The organism is Agrobacterium leguminum (genome assembly GCF_005144435.2).
GTDB classification, from domain to species: domain Bacteria; phylum Pseudomonadota; class Alphaproteobacteria; order Rhizobiales; family Rhizobiaceae; genus Agrobacterium; species Agrobacterium leguminum.
This window is the reverse complement of sequence record NZ_CP120211.1, coordinates 1,607,382-1,627,818: the sequence shown is the minus strand read 5'-3', so window position 1 is coordinate 1,627,818 and position 20,437 is coordinate 1,607,382. Positions and strand designations below refer to the sequence as shown.

At 58.5% G+C, this 20,437-nt stretch carries 32 protein-coding genes; 29 read left to right on the top strand and 3 right to left on the bottom strand.

Features of this window, described 5'->3' with window-relative positions:
- Positions 1 to 83: 83 nt before the first annotated feature.
- The 3 genes from CFBP4996_RS08095 to CFBP4996_RS08085 form a co-directional block, all read right to left on the bottom strand.
- On the bottom strand, positions 84 to 1,169 hold the full coding sequence (locus CFBP4996_RS08095) for a helix-turn-helix transcriptional regulator (RefSeq protein WP_080851572.1): 1,086 nt from the start codon (positions 1,167 to 1,169) through the stop codon (positions 84 to 86).
- A gap of 98 nt (positions 1,170 to 1,267) precedes the next feature.
- Positions 1,268 to 1,618, bottom strand: coding sequence for a VOC family protein (locus CFBP4996_RS08090; RefSeq protein WP_035262580.1), 351 nt, complete (start codon positions 1,616 to 1,618; stop codon positions 1,268 to 1,270).
- A gap of 11 nt (positions 1,619 to 1,629) precedes the next feature.
- Positions 1,630 to 1,923, bottom strand: a complete 294-nt coding sequence (locus tag CFBP4996_RS08085) for a hypothetical protein (protein WP_035262574.1) — start codon at positions 1,921 to 1,923, stop codon at positions 1,630 to 1,632.
- Positions 1,924 to 2,449: 526 nt separating this feature from the next.
- On the opposite strand from CFBP4996_RS08085, the gene rpsL reads away from it, so the two are divergent.
- From rpsL to rpsK, 29 genes are all read left to right on the top strand, one after another.
- Positions 2,450 to 2,821 (top strand): 30S ribosomal protein S12, encoded by a 372-nt coding sequence (gene rpsL, locus CFBP4996_RS08080; protein WP_003507760.1) that lies wholly within the window; start codon positions 2,450 to 2,452, stop codon positions 2,819 to 2,821.
- Positions 2,822 to 2,899: 78 nt separating this feature from the next.
- Positions 2,900 to 3,370 (top strand): 30S ribosomal protein S7, encoded by a 471-nt coding sequence (rpsG, locus tag CFBP4996_RS08075; protein ID WP_003507761.1) that lies wholly within the window; start codon positions 2,900 to 2,902, stop codon positions 3,368 to 3,370.
- Positions 3,371 to 3,404: 34 nt separating this feature from the next.
- A complete protein-coding gene (gene fusA / locus CFBP4996_RS08070; RefSeq protein ID WP_003523732.1) occupies positions 3,405 to 5,504 on the top strand; it encodes an elongation factor G in 2,100 nt (699 codons plus the stop codon).
- A gap of 65 nt (positions 5,505 to 5,569) precedes the next feature.
- Positions 5,570 to 6,745, top strand: coding sequence for an elongation factor Tu (tuf, locus tag CFBP4996_RS08065; protein ID WP_003525183.1), 1,176 nt, complete (start codon positions 5,570 to 5,572; stop codon positions 6,743 to 6,745).
- A gap of 311 nt (positions 6,746 to 7,056) precedes the next feature.
- A complete protein-coding gene (rpsJ, locus tag CFBP4996_RS08060; protein WP_003507767.1) occupies positions 7,057 to 7,365 on the top strand; it encodes a 30S ribosomal protein S10 in 309 nt (102 codons plus the stop codon).
- 168 nt (positions 7,366 to 7,533) lie between these two features.
- Positions 7,534 to 8,175, top strand: coding sequence for a 50S ribosomal protein L3 (gene rplC / locus CFBP4996_RS08055; protein ID WP_003507769.1), 642 nt, complete (start codon positions 7,534 to 7,536; stop codon positions 8,173 to 8,175).
- A gap of 12 nt (positions 8,176 to 8,187) precedes the next feature.
- Positions 8,188 to 8,808 carry a 50S ribosomal protein L4 gene (gene rplD / locus CFBP4996_RS08050; RefSeq protein ID WP_080851574.1) on the top strand — a complete coding sequence of 207 codons (621 nt, stop codon included), beginning with the start codon at positions 8,188 to 8,190 and terminating at the stop codon, positions 8,806 to 8,808.
- Positions 8,805 to 9,098, top strand: a complete 294-nt coding sequence (locus CFBP4996_RS08045; RefSeq protein WP_003521003.1) for a 50S ribosomal protein L23 — start codon at positions 8,805 to 8,807, stop codon at positions 9,096 to 9,098. Before rplD ends, CFBP4996_RS08045 begins: the two co-directional genes overlap by 4 nt.
- A gap of 43 nt (positions 9,099 to 9,141) precedes the next feature.
- A complete protein-coding gene (gene rplB, locus CFBP4996_RS08040) occupies positions 9,142 to 9,978 on the top strand; it encodes a 50S ribosomal protein L2 (RefSeq protein ID WP_003521004.1) in 837 nt (278 codons plus the stop codon).
- A 15-nt stretch (positions 9,979 to 9,993) separates the two neighbouring features.
- On the top strand, positions 9,994 to 10,272 hold the full coding sequence (gene rpsS, locus CFBP4996_RS08035) for a 30S ribosomal protein S19 (RefSeq protein ID WP_003507772.1): 279 nt from the start codon (positions 9,994 to 9,996) through the stop codon (positions 10,270 to 10,272).
- Between the two features lie 2 nt (positions 10,273 to 10,274).
- Positions 10,275 to 10,664 carry a 50S ribosomal protein L22 gene (rplV, locus tag CFBP4996_RS08030; protein WP_003521005.1) on the top strand — a complete coding sequence of 130 codons (390 nt, stop codon included), beginning with the start codon at positions 10,275 to 10,277 and terminating at the stop codon, positions 10,662 to 10,664.
- The gene (rpsC, locus tag CFBP4996_RS08025) at positions 10,664 to 11,395 is read left to right on the top strand and encodes a 30S ribosomal protein S3 (protein WP_003495188.1); all 732 of its coding nucleotides are present in this window, start codon (positions 10,664 to 10,666) and stop codon (positions 11,393 to 11,395) included. Before rplV ends, rpsC begins: the two co-directional genes overlap by 1 nt.
- A gap of 38 nt (positions 11,396 to 11,433) precedes the next feature.
- Positions 11,434 to 11,847, top strand: a complete 414-nt coding sequence (gene rplP, locus CFBP4996_RS08020) for a 50S ribosomal protein L16 (RefSeq protein ID WP_003495190.1) — start codon at positions 11,434 to 11,436, stop codon at positions 11,845 to 11,847.
- Between the two features lie 12 nt (positions 11,848 to 11,859).
- The gene (gene rpmC / locus CFBP4996_RS08015; protein WP_003495193.1) at positions 11,860 to 12,060 is read left to right on the top strand and encodes a 50S ribosomal protein L29; all 201 of its coding nucleotides are present in this window, start codon (positions 11,860 to 11,862) and stop codon (positions 12,058 to 12,060) included.
- A gap of 11 nt (positions 12,061 to 12,071) precedes the next feature.
- Positions 12,072 to 12,308: a 30S ribosomal protein S17 gene (gene rpsQ, locus CFBP4996_RS08010; RefSeq protein ID WP_003495195.1), complete on the top strand. Its 237-nt coding sequence runs from the start codon at positions 12,072 to 12,074 to the stop codon at positions 12,306 to 12,308.
- A 234-nt stretch (positions 12,309 to 12,542) separates the two neighbouring features.
- Positions 12,543 to 12,911 carry a 50S ribosomal protein L14 gene (rplN, locus tag CFBP4996_RS08005; RefSeq protein WP_003495199.1) on the top strand — a complete coding sequence of 123 codons (369 nt, stop codon included), beginning with the start codon at positions 12,543 to 12,545 and terminating at the stop codon, positions 12,909 to 12,911.
- Positions 12,912 to 12,923: 12 nt separating this feature from the next.
- Positions 12,924 to 13,232 (top strand): 50S ribosomal protein L24, encoded by a 309-nt coding sequence (gene rplX, locus CFBP4996_RS08000; protein WP_003521006.1) that lies wholly within the window; start codon positions 12,924 to 12,926, stop codon positions 13,230 to 13,232.
- On the top strand, positions 13,225 to 13,779 hold the full coding sequence (gene rplE / locus CFBP4996_RS07995) for a 50S ribosomal protein L5 (protein ID WP_003495201.1): 555 nt from the start codon (positions 13,225 to 13,227) through the stop codon (positions 13,777 to 13,779). Before rplX ends, rplE begins: the two co-directional genes overlap by 8 nt.
- A gap of 33 nt (positions 13,780 to 13,812) precedes the next feature.
- Positions 13,813 to 14,118 (top strand): 30S ribosomal protein S14, encoded by a 306-nt coding sequence (gene rpsN, locus CFBP4996_RS07990; protein WP_003507785.1) that lies wholly within the window; start codon positions 13,813 to 13,815, stop codon positions 14,116 to 14,118.
- 12 nt (positions 14,119 to 14,130) lie between these two features.
- Complete coding sequence (rpsH, locus tag CFBP4996_RS07985) at positions 14,131 to 14,529, top strand: 30S ribosomal protein S8 (protein WP_003521007.1); 399 nt, start codon at positions 14,131 to 14,133, stop codon at positions 14,527 to 14,529.
- A 43-nt stretch (positions 14,530 to 14,572) separates the two neighbouring features.
- On the top strand, positions 14,573 to 15,106 hold the full coding sequence (gene rplF / locus CFBP4996_RS07980; protein WP_003495204.1) for a 50S ribosomal protein L6: 534 nt from the start codon (positions 14,573 to 14,575) through the stop codon (positions 15,104 to 15,106).
- A gap of 12 nt (positions 15,107 to 15,118) precedes the next feature.
- The gene (rplR, locus tag CFBP4996_RS07975) at positions 15,119 to 15,481 is read left to right on the top strand and encodes a 50S ribosomal protein L18 (RefSeq protein ID WP_003521008.1); all 363 of its coding nucleotides are present in this window, start codon (positions 15,119 to 15,121) and stop codon (positions 15,479 to 15,481) included.
- Positions 15,482 to 15,600: 119 nt separating this feature from the next.
- A complete protein-coding gene (gene rpsE, locus CFBP4996_RS07970) occupies positions 15,601 to 16,170 on the top strand; it encodes a 30S ribosomal protein S5 (RefSeq protein WP_004442585.1) in 570 nt (189 codons plus the stop codon).
- A gap of 11 nt (positions 16,171 to 16,181) precedes the next feature.
- Entirely contained in the window at positions 16,182 to 16,388 is a 207-nt protein-coding gene (rpmD, locus tag CFBP4996_RS07965; RefSeq protein ID WP_020812287.1) for a 50S ribosomal protein L30, read from the top strand.
- Positions 16,389 to 16,404: 16 nt separating this feature from the next.
- Entirely contained in the window at positions 16,405 to 16,884 is a 480-nt protein-coding gene (rplO, locus tag CFBP4996_RS07960; protein ID WP_003521009.1) for a 50S ribosomal protein L15, read from the top strand.
- Positions 16,885 to 17,212: 328 nt separating this feature from the next.
- The gene (gene secY / locus CFBP4996_RS07955) at positions 17,213 to 18,553 is read left to right on the top strand and encodes a preprotein translocase subunit SecY (protein ID WP_003521010.1); all 1,341 of its coding nucleotides are present in this window, start codon (positions 17,213 to 17,215) and stop codon (positions 18,551 to 18,553) included.
- Entirely contained in the window at positions 18,550 to 19,140 is a 591-nt protein-coding gene (locus tag CFBP4996_RS07950; RefSeq protein ID WP_003521011.1) for an adenylate kinase, read from the top strand. The genes secY and CFBP4996_RS07950 overlap by 4 nt, the downstream gene beginning before the upstream one ends.
- A 302-nt stretch (positions 19,141 to 19,442) precedes the next feature.
- The gene (gene rpsM / locus CFBP4996_RS07945) at positions 19,443 to 19,811 is read left to right on the top strand and encodes a 30S ribosomal protein S13 (RefSeq protein WP_035263425.1); all 369 of its coding nucleotides are present in this window, start codon (positions 19,443 to 19,445) and stop codon (positions 19,809 to 19,811) included.
- A gap of 137 nt (positions 19,812 to 19,948) precedes the next feature.
- Entirely contained in the window at positions 19,949 to 20,338 is a 390-nt protein-coding gene (gene rpsK / locus CFBP4996_RS07940) for a 30S ribosomal protein S11 (protein ID WP_003521013.1), read from the top strand.
- The last annotated feature ends 99 nt before the right edge of the window (positions 20,339 to 20,437 follow it).

The following is a 20,437-nucleotide window of genomic DNA, read 5'->3' as shown; positions in this document are numbered from 1 at the left end:
GCAATCCGGGCGTTTTTGTTTATGTGGAACAGGGACCTGTGGCTTTTGCGGTCGGCCGGCGTCTCCAGCCACGTGCGGCGGGCTCAGCCCTGTTCGCGGATGTTATAACGGGTGAGGACGGAAAGCCGGCGAACGAGATCGGTCTGGCCGGTGCTGCCGGTCTTCGCATAGATCGACTTGGCGTTGCTGCGCACCGTTTCGTGGGAAATCTGCAATTGCTTCGCCACGGCGGGAAGCGAAAGCCCCTTCATGATTTCCAGCGCCACACGGGCCTCGCCCCTGGTGAGGTCGTAAAGCCCCTTTAGCAGTGAGGTCGCGTCGGCGACGGTGCCCATGGGTTGCGATATCAGCACGATGGCGCAGCCTTTCGGGGACAGATCCAGTGCGTTCCTGCGCAACGGTATGACGTGGAGGATGCAGGACCGATCTTCGCCGGTCGGCAGCGGGAACGAGCCGATATTATGCCCGGCAAGCGCCTTATAGAGCAGCCGGTTCACTCTTTCGTCGGCAATCACGATCCTGTCGTGGGCGCGGGGGGAAATACATTTCCTGAGGGAGAGAAACATGTCGTTTGCAGAAAGCACACGTCCGCTCGCCTGAAGCACCGCCGCCGGCGCCCCGATGGCGTTCAGTCCAAGCGTCATGGCATCGGCTTTCTGCCGCTGCAGCCGGGTTGCCAGCGTGAGGCTGCGGGCAATATGCGGTCTCAGCCGGTCGAGCGCCGCCATGGTTTCAGGCCCGATGATGCCGCTATCGAGCTTGCGTTCGAAAAGCACCGTCATTGCCGGATGGTCGGGCGGGGCAACCTGGGTGGCCGCGCCATATCCCAGTCCGCGGGGTATGAGGAAATCGCGCACGATCGGCAGGCCGGCCCATTCATCATGGGTGAAGACATCGAAATCCTGTACGAAGGAAAATTGCCCCTCACGGATTGCGCGGGTGAGGCGGTCGTTTCGGCGGTTCCAGCCGCCATCCATGAAGGCCTGCATCAGCTCCTGGAAATTGGGCGTGTAAAGCCAGGCTTCTTCTTCACCCTTGCCCCAGGTAAGGGCGCCACCCCAGAAATCCAGCCGGTGGCCGATGGCGGCAATGACCTGTGCCCAACGATCGGGGAAAAGCGCTGCCTCATAAATGTCATCGATAATGTCTGCCGACAATATAGTATTCAACCCGTCACTGGAATCTTGTGTCGGGGCTATTTAAACCTCATATTCCGGTATTGTTCAACGTATAATCAAATAATACTATTGTACTCAAAGTATATAATCTATGAGTGACTTAATATATTGACCAATTTGCCAAAGGGATCGCGCAGAAACAGCCGGCGCACGCCCCAGGCTTCGGTAACCGGGCCATAGTCGATCGGCAAGCCCGCTTTCAGGATTCTTTCGTGGATCTCCTCGAAATTATCGACCTCGATGGAAAGGTCCGGCACTGCCGTGCCGGAGCCGCCTTCGCTTGCGAAGCTGACCTGCGCCCTGGCTTCGAGCGGACTGGCATAGGTCAGGATCCAGCCGTGGTCCATGGCGACGGTCATGCCGAGAATATCGCCATAGAACGCCTGAGCCCGCGCGGGTTCCGGCGTTGCGATGTTGGCGACGACACGTCTTACCGCCACGGACCTGCGCCTCAAGCGAAGCGGATGATGGCGACTTCGCCTTCGAGCGCGCCCTGATAGGCGGAGGCGTGCGGCTCTTCATCCGGCACGTCGGTCAGCATGCCGATCTGGTCGAGATCGGCTTCGATGAAACCTTCCTCGGAAAGCGCGTTCAGCGTTTCGCGCACGGCGGTATCGTCATCCGGCGCGCGCAGGATGACGTGGATGTCGATGCCCTCGGAATTGTCGGTCTCATAGGCCTTGCCGATGACGATGAAGACCATCGGCTCGTCGCGTCCGTTGTCGTTGTCGGGGAGGGTGCTCATGACGCGGTTCCTTGATCTGTCGTTGCTGTGATGCGGGCCGAGGGAATCGGTCCCGCCCATGGCGGAGCCGCTCCGGCCCGCCATGGGGAATCAATAGACGGATTTTATGAAAAGCCAAAGCGTGGAGGTCAAAATCGCTGCCTTCTGTGCCGACTTATGTTAAAGCGGGTTGGAAATGGCCCGGACGTGGGCTTTGCGGCCATGGGTGGCGGCGCAAAATGTGGATTCACCCTTGACGAAAGCTGGCTAAAACAGTAGTACGCCCGCCATCGGAGCCTCTGTGGGTGCTGGCCGTTCGGTAACCTTTTTCCCGAACATCATCTCAAACGGGTCTCCATTGCACGTAGAAGACACGAATGTTGCACGCAAGACGCCTCATCCGGTGTCCTCTGCTCTTGGTGGTCCATCCGTGAAAACGGATCGGGCCACGTTTTGCGCATGAGGATATATGCGTGCATCGTCGCCGGCAACGGCATAGCCGCCACCCGTGAGGGTGGCTAAAGTAGTTTTTGCAAGGGATGGTTATATGCCTACCGTAAACCAGCTGATCCGCAAGCCTCGCCAGGCACAGGTAAAGCGCAACAAGGTTCCTGCTCTTCAGGAAAACCCGCAGAAGCGTGGTGTTTGCACCCGCGTTTACACGACGACCCCGAAGAAGCCGAACTCGGCTCTGCGTAAGGTTGCCAAGATCCGCCTCACCAACGGCTTCGAAGTCATCGGCTACATTCCGGGCGAAGGTCACAACCTTCAGGAACACTCCGTGGTCATGATCCGCGGCGGCCGCGTAAAGGACTTGCCGGGCGTGCGTTACCACATCATCCGCGGTGTTCTCGATACCCAGGGCGTCAAGAACCGCAAGCAGCGCCGCTCCAAGTACGGTGCGAAGCGTCCGAAGTAATTCGGGTTTAAACAAATTCCGGCGCTGCGCGAGGTTCTCCGCGTGGTTTAGCGTCAATAACATTGAGAGACAAAGAATATGTCCCGTCGCCATAGTGCAGAAAAGCGTGAGATCAACCCGGACCCGAAGTTCGGCGATCTGGTCGTCACCAAGTTCATGAACGCCATCATGCTTCACGGCAAGAAGTCGGTCGCAGAAAGCATCGTTTACGGCGCGTTCGACGTCGTTCAGGGCAAGACGAAGCAGGAGCCGCTCGGCGTGTTCCACTCCGCCCTCGACAACGTTGCTCCGCACGTTGAAGTGCGTTCGCGCCGCGTTGGTGGTGCCACGTATCAGGTTCCCGTCGACGTTCGCCCCGAGCGCCGTCAGGCCCTCGCTATCCGCTGGCTGATCACGGCTGCCCGCAAGCGCAACGAAACGACCATGGTCGATCGCCTTTCCGGCGAACTCATGGACGCTGCGAACAACCGCGGTTCCGCTGTCAAGAAGCGCGAAGACACGCACAAGATGGCCGACGCCAACCGCGCATTCTCGCATTACCGCTGGTAATCTTAACCGGTCGCATATCGAAAGGCAGTCCATTATGGCTCGCGAATATAAAATCGAAGACTACCGCAATTTCGGTATCATGGCGCATATCGACGCCGGCAAGACGACGACCACCGAGCGTATCCTTTATTACACCGGTAAGTCGCACAAGATCGGCGAAGTTCACGATGGCGCTGCCACGATGGACTGGATGGAGCAGGAGCAGGAGCGTGGTATCACCATCACCTCCGCTGCCACCACGACCTTCTGGAAGGGTCGCGACGGCAAGATGCGCCGCTTCAACATCATCGACACCCCCGGCCACGTCGACTTCACCATTGAAGTCGAGCGTTCGCTGCGCGTTCTCGACGGCGCCATCGCGCTGCTCGACGCCAACGCCGGTGTTGAGCCGCAGACGGAAACCGTCTGGCGCCAGGCCGAGAAGTATCATGTTCCGCGCATGATCTTCTGCAACAAGATGGACAAGACCGGTGCTGATTTCTACCGCTCGGTGGAAATGATCAAGACCCGTCTCGGCGCCATCGCCGTTGTCATGCAGCTGCCGATCGGCGCTGAGACCGAGTTCAAGGGCGTTATCGACCTGATCGAGATGAACGCACTCATCTGGCGCGACGAATCGCTCGGCGCTCAGTGGGACGTCGTCGAAATCCCGGAAGACATGAAGGCCAAGGCTGACGAATATCGCGAAAAGCTGATCGAGACCGTTGTCGAGATCGACGAAGAAGCGATGGAAGACTACCTGAACGGCATCATGCCCGACAACGACAAGATCCGTGCGCTCGTTCGCCGCGGCACCATCGACGTGAAGTTCCACCCGATGTTCTGCGGTACCGCGTTCAAGAACAAGGGCGTTCAGCCGCTTCTCGACGCTGTTGTCGACTACCTGCCTTCTCCGCTGGACATTCCCGCGATCAAGGGTATCGACTTCAAGACCGAAGCCGAAATCGAGCGTCATGCCGACGACAGCGAGCCGCTTTCCATGCTCGCGTTCAAGATCATGAACGACCCCTTCGTCGGTTCGCTGACCTTCGCACGTATCTACTCGGGCAAGCTCGAAAAGGGTACGTCTGTCATCAACACGGTCAAGGACAAGCGCGAGCGCGTCGGCCGTATGCTGCAGATGCACTCCAACAGCCGTGAAGACATCGAAGAAGCCTTTGCCGGCGACATCGTTGCTCTGGCTGGCCTCAAGGAAACCACCACTGGCGATACGCTCTGCGATCCGCTGAAGCCGGTTATCCTCGAGCGCATGGAATTCCCCGAGCCGGTCATCCAGATCGCGATCGAGCCGAAGACCAAGGGCGACCAGGAAAAGATGGGCCTCGCGCTCAACCGTCTGGCTGCTGAAGATCCTTCGTTCCGCGTCAAGACGGATGAAGAATCCGGTCAGACGATCATCGCGGGCATGGGCGAACTTCACCTCGACATTCTCGTTGACCGCATGCGTCGCGAGTTCAAGGTTGAAGCAACCGTCGGCGCTCCGCAGGTTGCCTACCGCGAAACCATCACGCGTCAGCACGAAGAAGACTACACGCACAAGAAGCAGTCCGGTGGTACCGGTCAGTTCGCTCGCGTGAAGATCATCTTCGAACCGAACCCCGAAGGCGAAGACTTCAAGTTCGAGTCGAAGATCGTCGGCGGTGCTGTTCCGAAGGAATACATCCCGGGCGTTCAGAAGGGTATCGAAAGCGTTCTGTCTTCCGGTCCGCTGGCTGGCTTCCCGATGCTCGGCGTCAAGGCGACGCTGGTCGACGGTGCATTCCACGATGTTGACTCGTCGGTTCTCGCCTTCGAAATCGCATCGCGTGCCTGCTTCCGTGAAGCAGCGAAGAAGGCTGGCGCACAGCTTCTCGAGCCGATGATGAAGGTCGAAGTCGTAACGCCGGAAGACTATGTCGGTGACGTTATCGGCGACCTGAACTCCCGTCGTGGTCAGATCCAGGGCCAGGAAAGCCGTGGTATCGCCGTCGTCATCAACGCGCATGTTCCGCTCGCGAACATGTTCAAGTACGTCGACAACCTGCGCTCCATGTCGCAGGGCCGTGCACAGTACTCGATGACGTTCGACCACTATTCGCCGGTTCCGTCGAACGTGGCGCAGGAAATCCAGGCTAAGTACTCCGGTCAGAAGTGATCGGGGTACGCCCCACCGAATTTTGAAGATTATTCCCGTCAAGGGACAAGAATGGAGAGCCACTAATGGCAAAGAGCAAGTTTGAGCGCAATAAGCCGCACGTCAACATTGGCACGATCGGTCACGTTGACCATGGCAAGACGTCGCTGACGGCAGCGATCACGAAGTTCTTCGGCGAATTCAAGGCGTATGACCAGATCGACGCCGCGCCTGAAGAAAAGGCCCGTGGTATCACGATTTCGACGGCGCACGTTGAATACGAAACGCCTGCCCGTCACTACGCGCACGTCGACTGCCCCGGCCACGCCGACTACGTGAAGAACATGATCACCGGTGCTGCCCAGATGGACGGCGCGATCCTGGTTTGCTCGGCTGCCGACGGCCCGATGCCGCAGACCCGCGAGCACATCCTGCTTGCCCGTCAGGTTGGCGTTCCGGCGATCGTCGTGTTCCTCAACAAGGTCGACCAGGTTGACGACGCCGAGCTTCTCGAGCTCGTCGAGCTTGAAGTTCGCGAACTTCTGTCGTCCTACGATTTCCCGGGCGACGATATCCCGATCATCAAGGGTTCGGCCCTTGCTGCTCTTGAAGACAGCGACAAGAAGATCGGTGAAGACGCGATCCGCGAGCTGATGGCTGCGGTTGACGCCTACATCCCGACGCCTGAGCGTCCGATCGACCAGCCGTTCCTGATGCCGATCGAAGACGTGTTCTCGATCTCTGGCCGTGGTACGGTTGTGACGGGTCGCGTTGAGCGCGGTATCGTCAAGGTTGGCGAAGAAGTCGAAATCGTCGGCATCCGTCCGACCTCGAAGACGACGGTTACCGGCGTTGAAATGTTCCGCAAGCTGCTCGACCAGGGCCAGGCCGGCGACAACATCGGCGCACTGGTTCGCGGTGTTAACCGTGACGGCGTCGAGCGTGGTCAGATCCTGTGCAAGCCGGGTTCGGTTAAGCCGCACAAGAAGTTCAAGGCCGAAGCCTACATCCTGACGAAGGAAGAAGGCGGCCGTCATACGCCGTTCTTCACGAACTACCGTCCGCAGTTCTACTTCCGCACGACGGACGTAACGGGCATCGTTACGCTTCCGGAAGGCACGGAAATGGTTATGCCTGGCGACAACGTGACCGTTGACGTCGAGCTGATCGTTCCGATCGCGATGGAAGAAAAGCTGCGCTTCGCTATCCGCGAAGGCGGCCGTACCGTCGGCGCAGGCATCGTCGCTTCGATCGTCGAGTAATTTCGACCTTTGAAATTCTGACTGGCGGCGGTGTGAACAACACCGCCGCCGGACTTTTGGTAAAAAGCCTGGCGGCGTTGCATTTTTAGTGCTTGAAAAATTCGGTGAAAGCGCGTAAACGCGCACTCACACTCACCGCTGGATTCGCAAGCGATTGCGAAACGCGGTGTTTTAGCAATACAGACAACTGAAATGATTGGGATGCGACAGCGCATTTCTCTCGATTTTTGAAAATCTGCGGCGCCACGATCAATAGAAGTTCATGTGTTTCCGCGTGCGGAAACGAATAACAAAGAACAAGGACAAGACGAATGAACGGCCAGAATATCCGTATCCGCCTCAAGGCGTTCGATCACCGGATCCTCGATGCCTCTACCCGTGAAATCGTGTCGACCGCAAAGCGCACCGGCGCCAGCGTTCGCGGCCCGGTTCCGCTCCCCACCCGCATCGAAAAGTTTACCGTCAACCGCTCTCCTCACGTTGATAAGAAGAGCCGTGAACAGTTCGAAATGCGGACGCACAAGCGTCTTCTCGATATCGTTGACCCCACCCCGCAGACTGTCGATGCTCTGATGAAGCTCGACCTCGCTGCTGGCGTTGACGTGGAAATCAAGCTCTAAGACCCGGCCCGATCCATCCAAGGTGAGGGCTGAAATAACAAGGAAGGTACGTGGAGTAATCCAACGACTTCCAAACCGGAGACCGGAAACATCGTGAGATGTCGAAGGGCACTCCTTAACAAAGGCCAGAGAGGGTTTTCCCTTCAAGGCTCGCAAGAGGATGAACCAATGCGTTCAGGTGTGATTGCACAGAAAGTGGGTATGACACGCGTCTATAACGACGCAGGTGAACATATCCCCGTAACAGTATTGCGACTGGATAACGTACAAGTCGTTGCCCAGCGCACGGAAGACAAGAATGGCTATACCGCAGTTCAGCTCGGTGCCGGCCAGTCCAAGGTCAAGAACACGACGAAGGCGCTTCGCGGTCATTTTGCCGCTGCCAATGTCGAACCGAAAGCCAAGCTCGTCGAGTTCCGGGTTTCCCCCGAGAACCTGATCGACATCGGTGCAACACTGACCGCAAATCATTTTCAGTCCGGCCAGCTGGTCGACGTCACTGGAACCACGATCGGTAAAGGTTTTGCCGGTGCTATGAAGCGTCACAACTTCGGTGGTGGCCGCGCTTCGCACGGTAACTCCGTATCGCACCGTGCACACGGTTCGACCGGTAACAACCAGGATCCGGGCCGCGTCTGGAAGGGCAAGCGCATGGCTGGTCATATGGGCCAGACGCGCGTTACGACCCAGAACCTCGAAGTCGTTTCGACCGATGAAGACCGTGGCCTCATCCTCGTGAAGGGTGCAGTTCCCGGCTCGAAGGGTTCCTGGATCATCGTCCGCGACGCCGTCAAGTCGGCTGCGAAGTAAGGGAGCCTTATCATGGAATTGAACGTCAAGACCCTCGAGGGAAAAGACGCCGGCAAGGTTTCTCTGTCGGATGAGATCTTCGGCCTCGACCCCCGCCAGGACATCCTGGCCCGCATGGTTCGCTGGCAGCTTGCAAAGAAGCAGCAGGGAACCCACAAGTCCAAGAACCGGTCGGAAGTTTCCCGCACCGGCGCGAAGATGTACAAGCAGAAGGGTACGGGCCGCGCTCGTCACCATTCGGCTCGCGCACCGCAGTTCCGCGGCGGCGGCAAGGCCCACGGCCCGGTCGTTCGCAGCCATGCACACGACCTTCCGAAGAAGGTTCGCGCGCTCGCTCTGCGTCACGCCCTGTCTGCAAAGCTGAAGGCTGAAGAACTGATCATCGTCGATCAGCTCGTCGCGTCCGAAGCAAAGACCAAGGCTCTGCTGGGCAGCTTCGCTTCGCTTGGCCTGACCAACGCTCTCGTTATCGGCGGCACTGAGCTTGATGGCAACTTCAAGCTCGCTGCTCAGAACATCCCGAACGTGGACGTTCTGCCGGTTCAGGGCATCAATGTTTACGACATCCTGCGCCGTGGCAAGCTGGTGCTTTCCAAGGCTGCTGTAGAGGCTCTGGAGGAGCGGTTCAAATGACGGATCTTCGCCACTACGATGTGATCGTATCTCCTTCGATCACGGAAAAGTCGACGCTGGTATCCGAACAGAACCAGGTCGTATTCAACGTCGCCAAGAACGCTTCCAAGCCTGAAATCAAGGCTGCCGTGGAAGCTCTCTTCGGCGTCAAAGTCACGGCTGTGAACACGCTTATCCGCAAGGGTAAGACCCGTCGTTTCCGTGGATTCGCGGGTAAGCTGAAGGACGTCAAGAAAGCCGTCGTCACGCTCGCCGAAGGTCAATCCATCGACGTGTCCACCGGACTCTAAAGGTTAGGCCCAAGCGGGCAAAGACCCAAAAGGGAACAAGAAAATGGCATTGAAAAGTTTCAATCCGACCACGCCGAGCCAGCGCCAGCTGGTTATCGTGGACCGCGCTTCGCTCTACAAGGGCAAGCCGGTAAAGGCTCTCACCCAGGGCCTCAGCTCCAAGGGTGGCCGTAACAACCAGGGCCGGATCACCGTCCGTTTCCAGGGTGGCGGTCACAAGCGGACCTACCGTCTGGTTGACTTCAAGCGTCGCAAGTTCGACGTAGAAGGCACCGTTGAGCGTCTGGAATACGACCCCAACCGCACCGCGTTCATCGCGCTGGTTACGTATACCGACGGCGAACAGGCTTACATTCTCGCGCCACAGCGTCTCGCTGCCGGTGACAAGGTGATCGCCTCCGACAAGGCAGTGGACGTGAAGCCCGGCAACACCATGCCGCTTCAGTACATTCCGGTCGGTTCGATCATCCACAACGTCGAGATGAAGCCGGGCAAGGGCGGTCAGATCGCTCGCTCCGCCGGTACGTATGTCCAGCTCGTCGGCCGCGATGCCGGCATGGCCATCCTGCGCCTCAACTCGGGCGAACAGCGTCTGGTGCACGGCTCCTGCCTCGCATCGATCGGTGCTGTTTCGAACTCGGACCACGCCAACATCAACGACGGCAAGGCCGGTCGTTCCCGTTGGCGCGGCAAGCGTCCGCACGTTCGCGGCGTCGTCATGAACCCGGTCGACCACCCGCACGGTGGTGGTGAAGGTCGCACGTCGGGTGGTCGCCACCCGGTTACTCCGTGGGGCAAGCCCACGAAGGGCAAGCGCACCCGTTCGAACAAGTCGACCGACAAGTTCATCATGCGCTCGCGCCATCAGCGTAAGAAGTAAGAGAGGTAGTCACTAATGGCTCGTTCAGTATGGAAAGGTCCGTTTGTTGACGGCTATCTTCTCACCAAGGCTGAGAAGGTGCGCGAGAGCGGACGTAACGAAGTAATCAAGATCTGGAGCCGTCGCTCCACGATCCTGCCGCAGTTCGTTGGTCTGACCTTCGGCGTCTACAACGGCAGCAAGCATGTGCCCGTCTCCGTCAACGAAGACATGGTCGGACACAAGTTCGGTGAATTCTCTCCGACCCGTACCTATTACGGTCACGGCGCGGACAAGAAGGCAAAGAGGAAGTAATCATGGCGAAGGCTAAGACCGAACGCCGGCTGAAGGACAACGAGGCTCAGGCCGTTGCCCGTACGCTCCGCGTCAGCCCCCAGAAACTGAACCTGGTTGCCGCTCTTATCCGTGGCAAGAAGGTTGATCGCGCTCTCGCCGAGCTCGAATTCTCCCGCAAGCGCATTGCAGGCACCGTCAAGAAGACGCTGGAATCTGCAATTGCCAATGCGGAAAACAACCACGACCTCGACGTCGACGCTCTCGTCGTCGCCGAGGCCTATGTTGGCAAGTCCATCACCATGAAGCGTTTCCACGCTCGTGGCCGTGGTCGTGCTTCCCGCATCGAAAAGCCGTTCGCTCACCTCACGATCGTTGTTCGTGAAGTCGAGGAAAAAGGGGAGGCCGCATAATGGGTCAGAAAATCAATCCGATCGGCTTCCGCCTCGGCATCAACCGTACCTGGGATAGCCGCTGGTACGCTGACACCGCAGAATACGGCAAGCTGCTGCATGAAGACCTGAAGATCCGGGCTTACCTGATCAAGGAACTCAAGCAGGCCGGTATCGCCAAGGTCGTCATCGAGCGTCCGCACAAGAAGTGCCGCGTCACGATTCACTCGGCTCGTCCGGGTCTGATCATCGGCAAGAAGGGTGCGGACATCGAGAAGCTTCGCAAGAAGCTTTCCGAAATGACCAACTCCGAAACGCACCTCAACATCGTTGAAGTGCGCAAGCCGGAAATCGATGCGACGCTGGTTGCCCAGTCGATCGCTCAGCAGCTCGAGCGCCGCGTGGCTTTCCGCCGTGCGATGAAGCGTGCTGTTCAGTCCGCAATGCGTCTTGGCGCCGAAGGCATCAAGATCACCTGCGGCGGCCGTCTCGGCGGTGCAGAAATCGCTCGTACCGAATGGTACCGCGAAGGTCGCGTTCCGCTCCACACGCTGCGTGCGGACATCGACTACGGCACGGCTGAAGCTGAAACCGCATTCGGCATCTGCGGCATCAAGGTCTGGATCTTCAAGGGCGAAATCCTTGAGCACGATCCGATGGCTTCTGAGCGTCGCGGTCTCGAAGGCGACGCACAGGGCCCTGCAAGCCGTGAGCGTGGCGATCGTCCCGATCGTCGTCGCGAAAACGCTTGATTGACGCTGGCGAAAGATAAGCTCGGAGAAGTAAGAAAATGTTGCAGCCAAAGCGTACTAAGTACCGTAAGCAGTTCAAGGGACGCATCAAGGGCGTCGCCAAGGGCGGCTTTGACCTGGCATTCGGTGAATTCGGCTTGAAGTCGCAGGAACCGAACCGCGTGAATGCACGCGAGATCGAAGCGGCCCGCCGCGCGATCACGCGTTACATGAAGCGCGCAGGTCGCGTGTGGATCCGCGTATTCCCCGACGTTCCGGTAACGGCAAAGCCGACCGAAGTTCGTATGGGTAAGGGCAAGGGTTCGGTCGATTACTGGGCATGCAAGGTCAAGCCCGGTCGTATGATGTTCGAGATCGACGGTGTGTCCGAGGAGATCGCCCGTGAGGCGCTTCGTCTCGGCGCTGCCAAGCTCTCGGTCAAGACGCGCTTCGTACAGCGCATCGCAGAGTAAGGAGCAAGGCACATGAAAGCCGATGAAGTTCGCGGCCTCAGCGCCGACCAGCTCAAGGACAAGCTCGCCGATCTGAAGAAGGAGCAGTTCAACCTGCGCTTCCAGAAGGCAACTGGTCAGCTGGAGAAGTCCTCGCGCATCAACGAAGTCCGCAAGGATATCGCCCGCGTTAAAACCATTGCCCGCCAGAAGGCGGCAGAAGCCAAGGCCTAAGGAAGAATAATATGCCGAAACGCATTCTGCAGGGCGTCGTAGTGTCCGACAAGAACGAGAAGACTGTCGTAGTCCGGGTTGAGCGCCGATTCGCTCACCCGCTGCTTCAGAAGACCGTTCGTCGTTCGAAGAAGTACAAGGCACACGACGAAAACAATCAGTATAAGGTCGGCGATGTCGTTTCCATCGAGGAATGCGCACCGATCTCCAAGGACAAGCGCTGGACGGTCGTTTCCGCCCAGGCTTAATTTCATCAGAATCGCGCCAGGTGTCTTGCACTTGGCGCGAATTCCTGTATGAAGCACCGCAAGGACGCTCGTGAATCGAGCGTCTTTTGCTTTGATGCGCACGGAAGGTCCTTCGGGAAACCACCCTGTCACGACATTTCCGCGCAAAAAAAGAGATATTCATAAGCTGGGGCAGGGGGCTTACTCGGGAGAGTTTGCCCAACCGTTCCGGTAACAACAAGAAGGCGACCTGACATGATTCAGATGCAAACAAACCTCGACGTGGCGGATAATTCCGGCGCACGTCGTGTCATGTGCATCAAGGTGCTGGGCGGCTCGAAGCGCAAATATGCTTCTGTTGGCGACATTATTGTCGTTTCCATCAAGGAAGCTATTCCGCGCGGCCGCGTCAAGAAGGGCGACGTGATGAAGGCGGTTGTCGTGCGCACCGCCAAGGACATCCGCCGCGCTGACGGCAGCGTCATCCGTTTCGATAACAACGCAGCCGTTCTTATCGACAACAAGAAAGAGCCCATCGGCACCCGTATCTTCGGACCGGTTCCGCGCGAACTTCGCGCCAAGAACCACATGAAGATCATCTCGCTGGCTCCGGAAGTACTGTAAGGAGCGAATGCGATGCAGAAGATTCGTAAAGGCGACAAGGTTGTCGTATTGACCGGTAAGGACAAGGGTCGTACCGGCGAAGTAATCCAGGTTTTGCCGAAGGAAGATCGGGCCGTTGTGCGTGGCGTTAACATGGTGAAGCGTCACCAGCGCCAGACCCAGGCCCAGGAAGCCGGCATCATCAACAAGGAAGCATCCTTGCACATCTCCAACATCGCCATCGTCGACAAGGATGGCAAGCCGACCCGCGTTGGCTTCTCGGTTGTGGATGGCAAGAAGGTCCGCGTGGCCAAGCGTTCGGGAGAAGTGATCGATGGCTGATAAGTACGAGCCGCGTCTCAAGACGGAATACGTTTCCCGTATCCGTGGCGCCATGCAGGAGAAGTTCTCCTACGCCAACGTGATGATGATCCCGAAGCTTGAAAAGATCGTGATCAACATGGGTGTTGGCGAGGCGACTGCCGACTCCAAGAAGCCCACCATCGCTGCCGGTGACCTGGCTGCGATCGCCGGCCAGAAGCCGGTCGTTACCCGCGCTCGCAACTCGATCGCAGGTTTCAAGGTTCGCGAAGGCATGCCGATCGGTGCGAAGGTTACCCTTCGTGGCGCCCGCATGTACGAATTCCTTGATCGTCTGGTCAACATCGCGCTTCCGCGCGTTCGCGACTTCCGGGGCCTGAACCCGAAGAGCTTTGACGGCCGTGGCAACTTCGCCATGGGCATCAAGGAACACATTGTGTTCCCTGAGATCAACTACGATAAGGTTGATCAGATGTGGGGCATGGACATCATCGTTTGCACGACGGCGACGTCGGACGACGAAGCTCGGGCTCTGCTGACAGAGTTCAACTTCCCGTTCCGTCACTAACCGTAACGACGAGCGTAGAAAAGGAACTCCGATATGGCGAAAACAAGCGCAGTTGAAAAGAACAAGCGCCGCCGCAAGTCGGTCGCCCAGCAGGCCGCCAAGCGCGCCGCACTGAAGGCGATCGTGATGAACCAGTCCCTTCCAATCGAAGACCGGTTCAAGGCCACTCTGAAGCTCGCTTCGCTGCCGCGTGACGGCTCGAAGACGCGTATCCGCAACCGCTGCGAAGTAACGGGCCGTCCGCGCGCGTTCTATCGCAAGCTCAAGATGTCGCGTATCGCGCTTCGTGAGCTGGGCAATTCCGGCAAGGTGCCGGGCATTGTCAAGTCGAGCTGGTAAGGAGACGGGCACATGACCATGACTGATCCTTTGGGTGATATGCTCACCCGCATCCGCAATGGTGCTGCTCGCCGCAAGTCTTCGGTAAGCACGCCGGCTTCCAGCCTCCGCGCACGCGTTCTCGACGTGCTGCAGGCTGAAGGCTACATTCGCGGTTATTCCAAGGTCGATTTCGAAAACGGTAAGTCCGAATTCACGATCGAGCTGAAGTACTACGAAGGCGCGTCCGTGATCCGTGAGATCGGCCGCGTTTCCAAGCCGGGCCGCCGGGTTTATGTCTCGGTAAAGTCCATTCCGCAGGTCGCGAACGGCCTCGGCATCACCATCCTTTCGACCCCGAAGGGCGTGATGGCCGATCACCAGGCTCGCGAACAGAACGTTGGTGGCGAGGTTCTTTGCTCGGTCTTCTAAGACCCGAGCAAGGATCTCCATAACGAACAGACAGGATTGAATAATGTCTCGTATCGGTAAAAAGCCCGTTCCGGTTCCAGCAGGTGTGACGGCCAATGTCGACGGCCAGAAGGTTACTGCTAAGGGCCCGAAGGGTGAACTGTTTTTCGTCGCAAACGACGACATTCAGCTGAAGCTCGAAGATAATGGCGTTTCCGTAACGCCGGCTAACGGCACCAAGGAAGCTCGTTCGAAGTGGGGCATGTCCCGCACGATGATCGAGAACATCTTCAAGGGTGTTAAGGACGGCTATGAGCGCAAGCTCGAAATCAACGGCGTCGGTTACCGTGCCGCCATGCAGGGCAAGAACCTGCAGCTGGCTCTCGGCTTCTCCCACGATGTTGTTTACGAGCCGCCGGTCGGCATCACCATTGCCGTTCCGAAGCCGACGGAAATCATCGTTTCCGGCATCAACAAGCAGCAGGTTGGCCAGGTAGCCGCGGAAATCCGCGAATACCGCGGTCCCGAGCCCTACAAGGGCAAGGGCGTGAAGTACGCTGAAGAGCGTATTGTCCGCAAAGAAGGCAAGAAGAAGTAAGGATCACGCGAAATGGCTAGCAGGAAAGAAGCACTTGCACGTCGCGCGAGCCGTGTGCGCCGCCAGATCAAGGCGGTTGCCAACGGCCGCCCGCGCCTGTCGGTTCATCGCTCGTCGAAGAACATCTACGCCCAGATCATCGATGACGTTGCTGGCAAGACGCTTGCGTCTGCCTCCACGCTCGAAGCCGATCTGCGCGGCTCGCTCAAGACCGGCGCCGACGTTGCAGCAGCAACTGTCGTAGGCAAGCTGGTTGCCGAGCGTGGCGTCAAGGCTGGCGTCAAGGATGTCGTATTCGACCGTGGCGCGTTCATCTACCACGGCCGCATCAAGGCTCTGGCAGACGCTGCCCGCGAAGGCGGCCTGAACTTCTGATTTTTTTCCGCCCGGACAACGATCCGGGCGGAATTTCACCGGACCATGCGGATCTCTTCATCGGGACCGCTGGTCTTTTCGTTTGCCGTTCCACCCGCAAAAGAAAAAGGACAAGGACAATGGCACAGGATAAAAGAGGTTCCCGCGAAGAGCGTCAGAACCGCGAAGAGCGCGATAGCGAATTCGTCGACAAGCTGGTCGCGATCAACCGCGTTGCAAAGGTTGTTAAGGGTGGCCGTCGCTTCGGCTTCGCCGCTCTCGTCGTCGTTGGCGACCAGAAGGGCCGCGTTGGCTTCGGTCACGGCAAGGCTCGTGAAGTTCCGGAAGCGATCCGCAAGGCAACCGAAAGCGCAAAGCGCGATCTGATCTTCGTTCCGCTGCGCGATGGCCGCACGCTGCACCACGACGTCAATGGCCGTCACGGCGCAGGCAAGGTTCTGCTGCGTTCGGCCAAGGCCGGTACCGGTATCATCGCCGGTGGTCCGATGCGCGCCGTTTTCGAAACGCTCGGCGTTCATGACGTTGTTGCCAAGTCGACCGGTTCTTCGAACCCGTACAACATGGTTCGCGCTACGTTCGACGCTCTGAAGCATCAGGTTCATCCGAAGGACATCGCTGCACAGCGCGGTCTGAAGTATGCGACCCTTCAGGCTCGTCGTGCCGCTTCCGGCAACGCTTCTGAAGAATAAGGAGCTGGATCATGGCCAAGAAGACTACTGAAGCCAAGAAGACTGTTACGGTCGAACAGATCGGCAGCCCCATTCGCCGCCCGGCAATCCAGCGCCAGACGCTGATCGGCCTGGGTCTCAACAAGATGCATCGTCAGCGCACCCTGGAAGACACTCCGGCGGTTCGCGGCATGATCCGTGCGGTCCAGCATCTCGTTCGCGTCGTTGACGAGAAGTGAGACGGAGTAACCTATCATGAAACTCAATGAAATCAGAGACAACGAAGGCGCCTCCAAGGACCGTATCCGCGTAGGTCGCGGTATCGGTTCCGGCAAGGGCAAGACCGGTGGTCGCGGTGTGAAGGGCCAGAAGGCTCGTTCGGGCGTCGCCATCAACGGTTTCGAAGGCGGTCAGATGCCCATCTACCGTCGTCTGCCGAAGCGCGGTTTCAACAACATCTTCGCTTCCGAATATGTTGTCGTATCGCTCGGCCGCATTCAGACCGCCATCGACGCCAAGAAGCTTGACGCTTCCGCAACGATCGATGCCGCTGCTCTCAAGGCTGCCGGCGTTATCCGCCGCGCCAAGGACGGCGTACGCATTCTCGCCGACGGCGAGCTGAAGGCCAAGGTCGCTTTCGAAGTTGCCGGCGCTTCCAAGCCCGCAATCGAAAAGATCGAAAAGGCTGGCGGTTCGATCAAGCTTCTCGCAGTTGCAGCAGAAGCCGCCGAGTAATATATAGACTTCAGACGCCCGGGGCTCGTCGCTCCGGGCGTTTGCGCTCCCTGGCCTATGGTGCTTTCGATCTAAATCGATTTATAGAGCATCAGGGCAATCTCTTCGCGGTGTGCTTCCACGGCCCCGCTTGCGGCAGAAAGTGCTGCAGGGAGAGCCTCACAGTTCTTGAACTTCCGTAGGGGAGGGGATAGGACATAAAAAACAGGGTGAGGCATGATGGCGGCTCAGAGCCGCGTTTGTCCGAAGCCCGGTTTTGACCAGTATCTTTTAGACCTTTCCGCATCGGCCGGTTGCGCTGGCTGGCAAGGGTCATTCGGAGAAATTTATGGCTTCAGCAGCGGAACAACTGGCTTCGAACCTGAATTTTTCGACCTTCGCTAAGGCGGAGGATCTGAAAAAGCGTCTCTGGTTTACTCTTGCCGCACTTCTCGTCTACCGTCTCGGCACCCACATTCCGCTTCCGGGCCTGAACCCCGAAGCCTATGCGCAGGCCTTCCGTGGCCAGGCCAACGGTATTCTCGGTCTTTTCAACATGTTTGCGGGTGGCGCCGTCGAGCGCATGGCGATCTTCGCGCTCGGCATCATGCCTTACATCTCCGCTTCGATCATCGTGCAGCTCATGACCTCGGTCGTGCCCTCGCTCGAAGCGTTGAAGAAGGAAGGCGAAGCCGGCCGCAAGATCATCAACCAGTATACGCGCTACGGTACGGTGCTGCTCGGCACGCTGCAGGCCTATGGCATTGCGGTCGGCCTCGAAAGCGGTAACGGCCTCGTGGTCGATCCAGGCTGGTTCTTCCGCATTTCCACCGTCATCACGCTGCTCGGCGGCACGATGTTCCTGATGTGGCTGGGTGAGCAGATCACCTCGCGCGGTATCGGCAACGGTATTTCGCTGATCATCTTCGCGGGCATCGCCGCAGGCCTGCCCAAGGCGCTGGCCGGCACGCTGGAACTCGGCCGTACCGGTGCGCTTTCCACCCCGCTCATCCTGACGGTGGTTGTGGTCGCAATCGGCGTCATCGCGCTCATCGTCTTCGTGGAGCGCGCGCAGCGCCGCCTGTTGATCCAATATCCGAAGCGACAGGTCGGCAATCGCATGTTCCAGGGCGATACCTCGCATCTGCCGCTGAAGCTCAACACGGCCGGCGTCATTCCCGCGATCTTCGCATCGTCGCTGCTGCTGCTGCCGGCAACGGCTGCGGGTTTTGCCGGAAACACCAATCTGCCGGGCTGGGCAACTTCGATCATCGCGTCGCTGCAGCACGGACAGCCGCTGTTCATGGCGCTCTACGGCCTGCTGATCGCGTTCTTCGCGTTTTTCTATACGGCGATCGTCTTCAATCCGAAGGACACCGCAGATAACCTCAAGAAGCATGGTGGCTTCATTCCGGGCATCCGTCCGGGCGAGCGCACCGCGGAGTACATCGATTACGTCCTGACCCGCATCACCGTGGTCGGCGCGATTTATCTTGTCTTCGTCTGTATCCTTCCTGAGACACTTATCGCACGCACGGGCATTCCATTAGCCCTTGGTGGTACTTCGCTTTTGATCGTTGTCAGTGTAACTCTGGACACGGTTGCGCAAATTCAGGGCCACCTGATCGCGCAGCAGTATGAAGGGCTGATCAAGAAGTCGAAGTTGCGTGGAGGAAAGAGGGGACGATGAGACTGATATTTTTGGGTCCGCCGGGTGCGGGCAAGGGAACCCAGGCCAAGCGGCTGACGGACAAGTACGGGATCCCGCAGCTTTCCACCGGTGACATGCTTCGCGCTGCGGTTAGCGCGGGCACCGAAATCGGCAAACGCGCCAAGGCCGTTATGGACGCCGGCGGGCTTGTTTCCGACGATATCGTCAATCAGATCGTTTCCGAACGCATCGAAGCGCCTGACTGTGCCAAGGGCTTTATTCTCGACGGCTATCCGCGCACCGTTCCGCAGGCCAAGGCGCTTGCCGAGAACATGCGCAAGAAGAATCTGGTCCTCGATGCCGTCATCGAACTCAAGGTGGACGAAGAGGCGTTGATTCGCCGAATCGAAAACCGCGTGGCTGAAACCATTGCCGCCGGCGGTACGGTTCGCTCGGATGACAATCCGGAAGCGTTCCGCAAGCGCCTGACGGAATATCGCGAGAAGACCGCGCCGCTGTCCGCCTATTACAGCGAACAGGGCGAGCTCGTGACGCTGGATGGCATGGCTGACGTCGATGCTGTCACCGAGGCTATCGAGCGCGTTCTCGAGAAAGCTTCCGCCTGATTGACGGAGCGGATGGGCGAGGCTGTTGCGCTCTTGCCCATATCTCGCTTGCGCATGGCGGCTGATCCTTTGGATCGTAAAAGAATCTTGGCGGAGCCGGTTGCTTTTTTGCGCTGATTCCGTTAAACACCGCGCCAACTCGCGACATCCCAAGCGACTGGCGCGGATTTCCCTAAGGGAAGGGAGATCCGGGTTCGGTCGTTTTGACTTGTCACGGACACCAATTTGAACTGGCGGTCTTGTCGGCCGCTCGAATGGAATCACCACTTGCCGGATGGCAACTGGAACCAAGGAGAAGAGACGTGGCACGTATCGCTGGCGTCAACATCCCGACCGCGAAGCGCGTTGTTATTGCGCTGACCTACATTCACGGGATCGGTCCGAAATTCGCGCAGGAAATCATGGACAAGGTCGGTCTTCCGGCTGAGAAGCGCGTTCATCAGCTTACGGATGCTGAAGTTCTTCAGATCCGCGAAGCCATCGACCGCGACTACCAGGTCGAAGGCGACCTGCGTCGTGAGACCTCGATGAACATCAAGCGTCTGATGGACCTCGGTTGCTACCGCGGCCTGCGTCACCGTCGTGGCCTTCCGGTCCGCGGTCAGCGCACGCACACCAACGCCCGCACCCGCAAGGGTCCGGCGAAGGCTATCGCTGGTAAGAAGAAGTAATTTTCCGGTTCTCCGGAAAGGGGAGGCTGGTGCAGTCCGCGCCAGCCTTTCTGAGTTTGGCGTGAAGCTCCGATGGGGTTGATCGCCGGTGTAGCCGCTGGTGTTACGGCGGTGAAGAGATCAATGAAAGGTATAAAATGGCCAAGGAAGCCGCACGTATTCGCCGTCGCGAACGTAAGAACATCACGTCGGGCGTCGCGCACGTCAACTCGACCTTCAACAACACGATGATCACCATCACCGACGCACAGGGCAACGCTATTGCCTGGTCGTCCGCTGGTGCCAAGGGCTTCAAGGGTTCGCGCAAGTCGACCCCGTTCGCTGCCCAGATCGCTGCTGAAGATTGCGCGAAGAAGGCTCAGGAACACGGCATGAAGTCGCTTGAAGTTGAAGTTTGCGGTCCGGGTTCCGGCCGTGAATCGGCACTTCGCGCCCTGCAGGCTGCCGGTTTCATGATCACTTCCATTCGCGACGTGACGCCGATCCCGCACAACGGTTGCCGTCCGCGCAAGAAGCGCCGCGTCTGACGCGACCGTGGTTCGGAAATTCCGCCTTACCTCAGGTCTGGCGGAATTTTCGTGTATCTGGCGTGTGCGCGTCGATTTCGATCGGCGGACTTGCGCTCA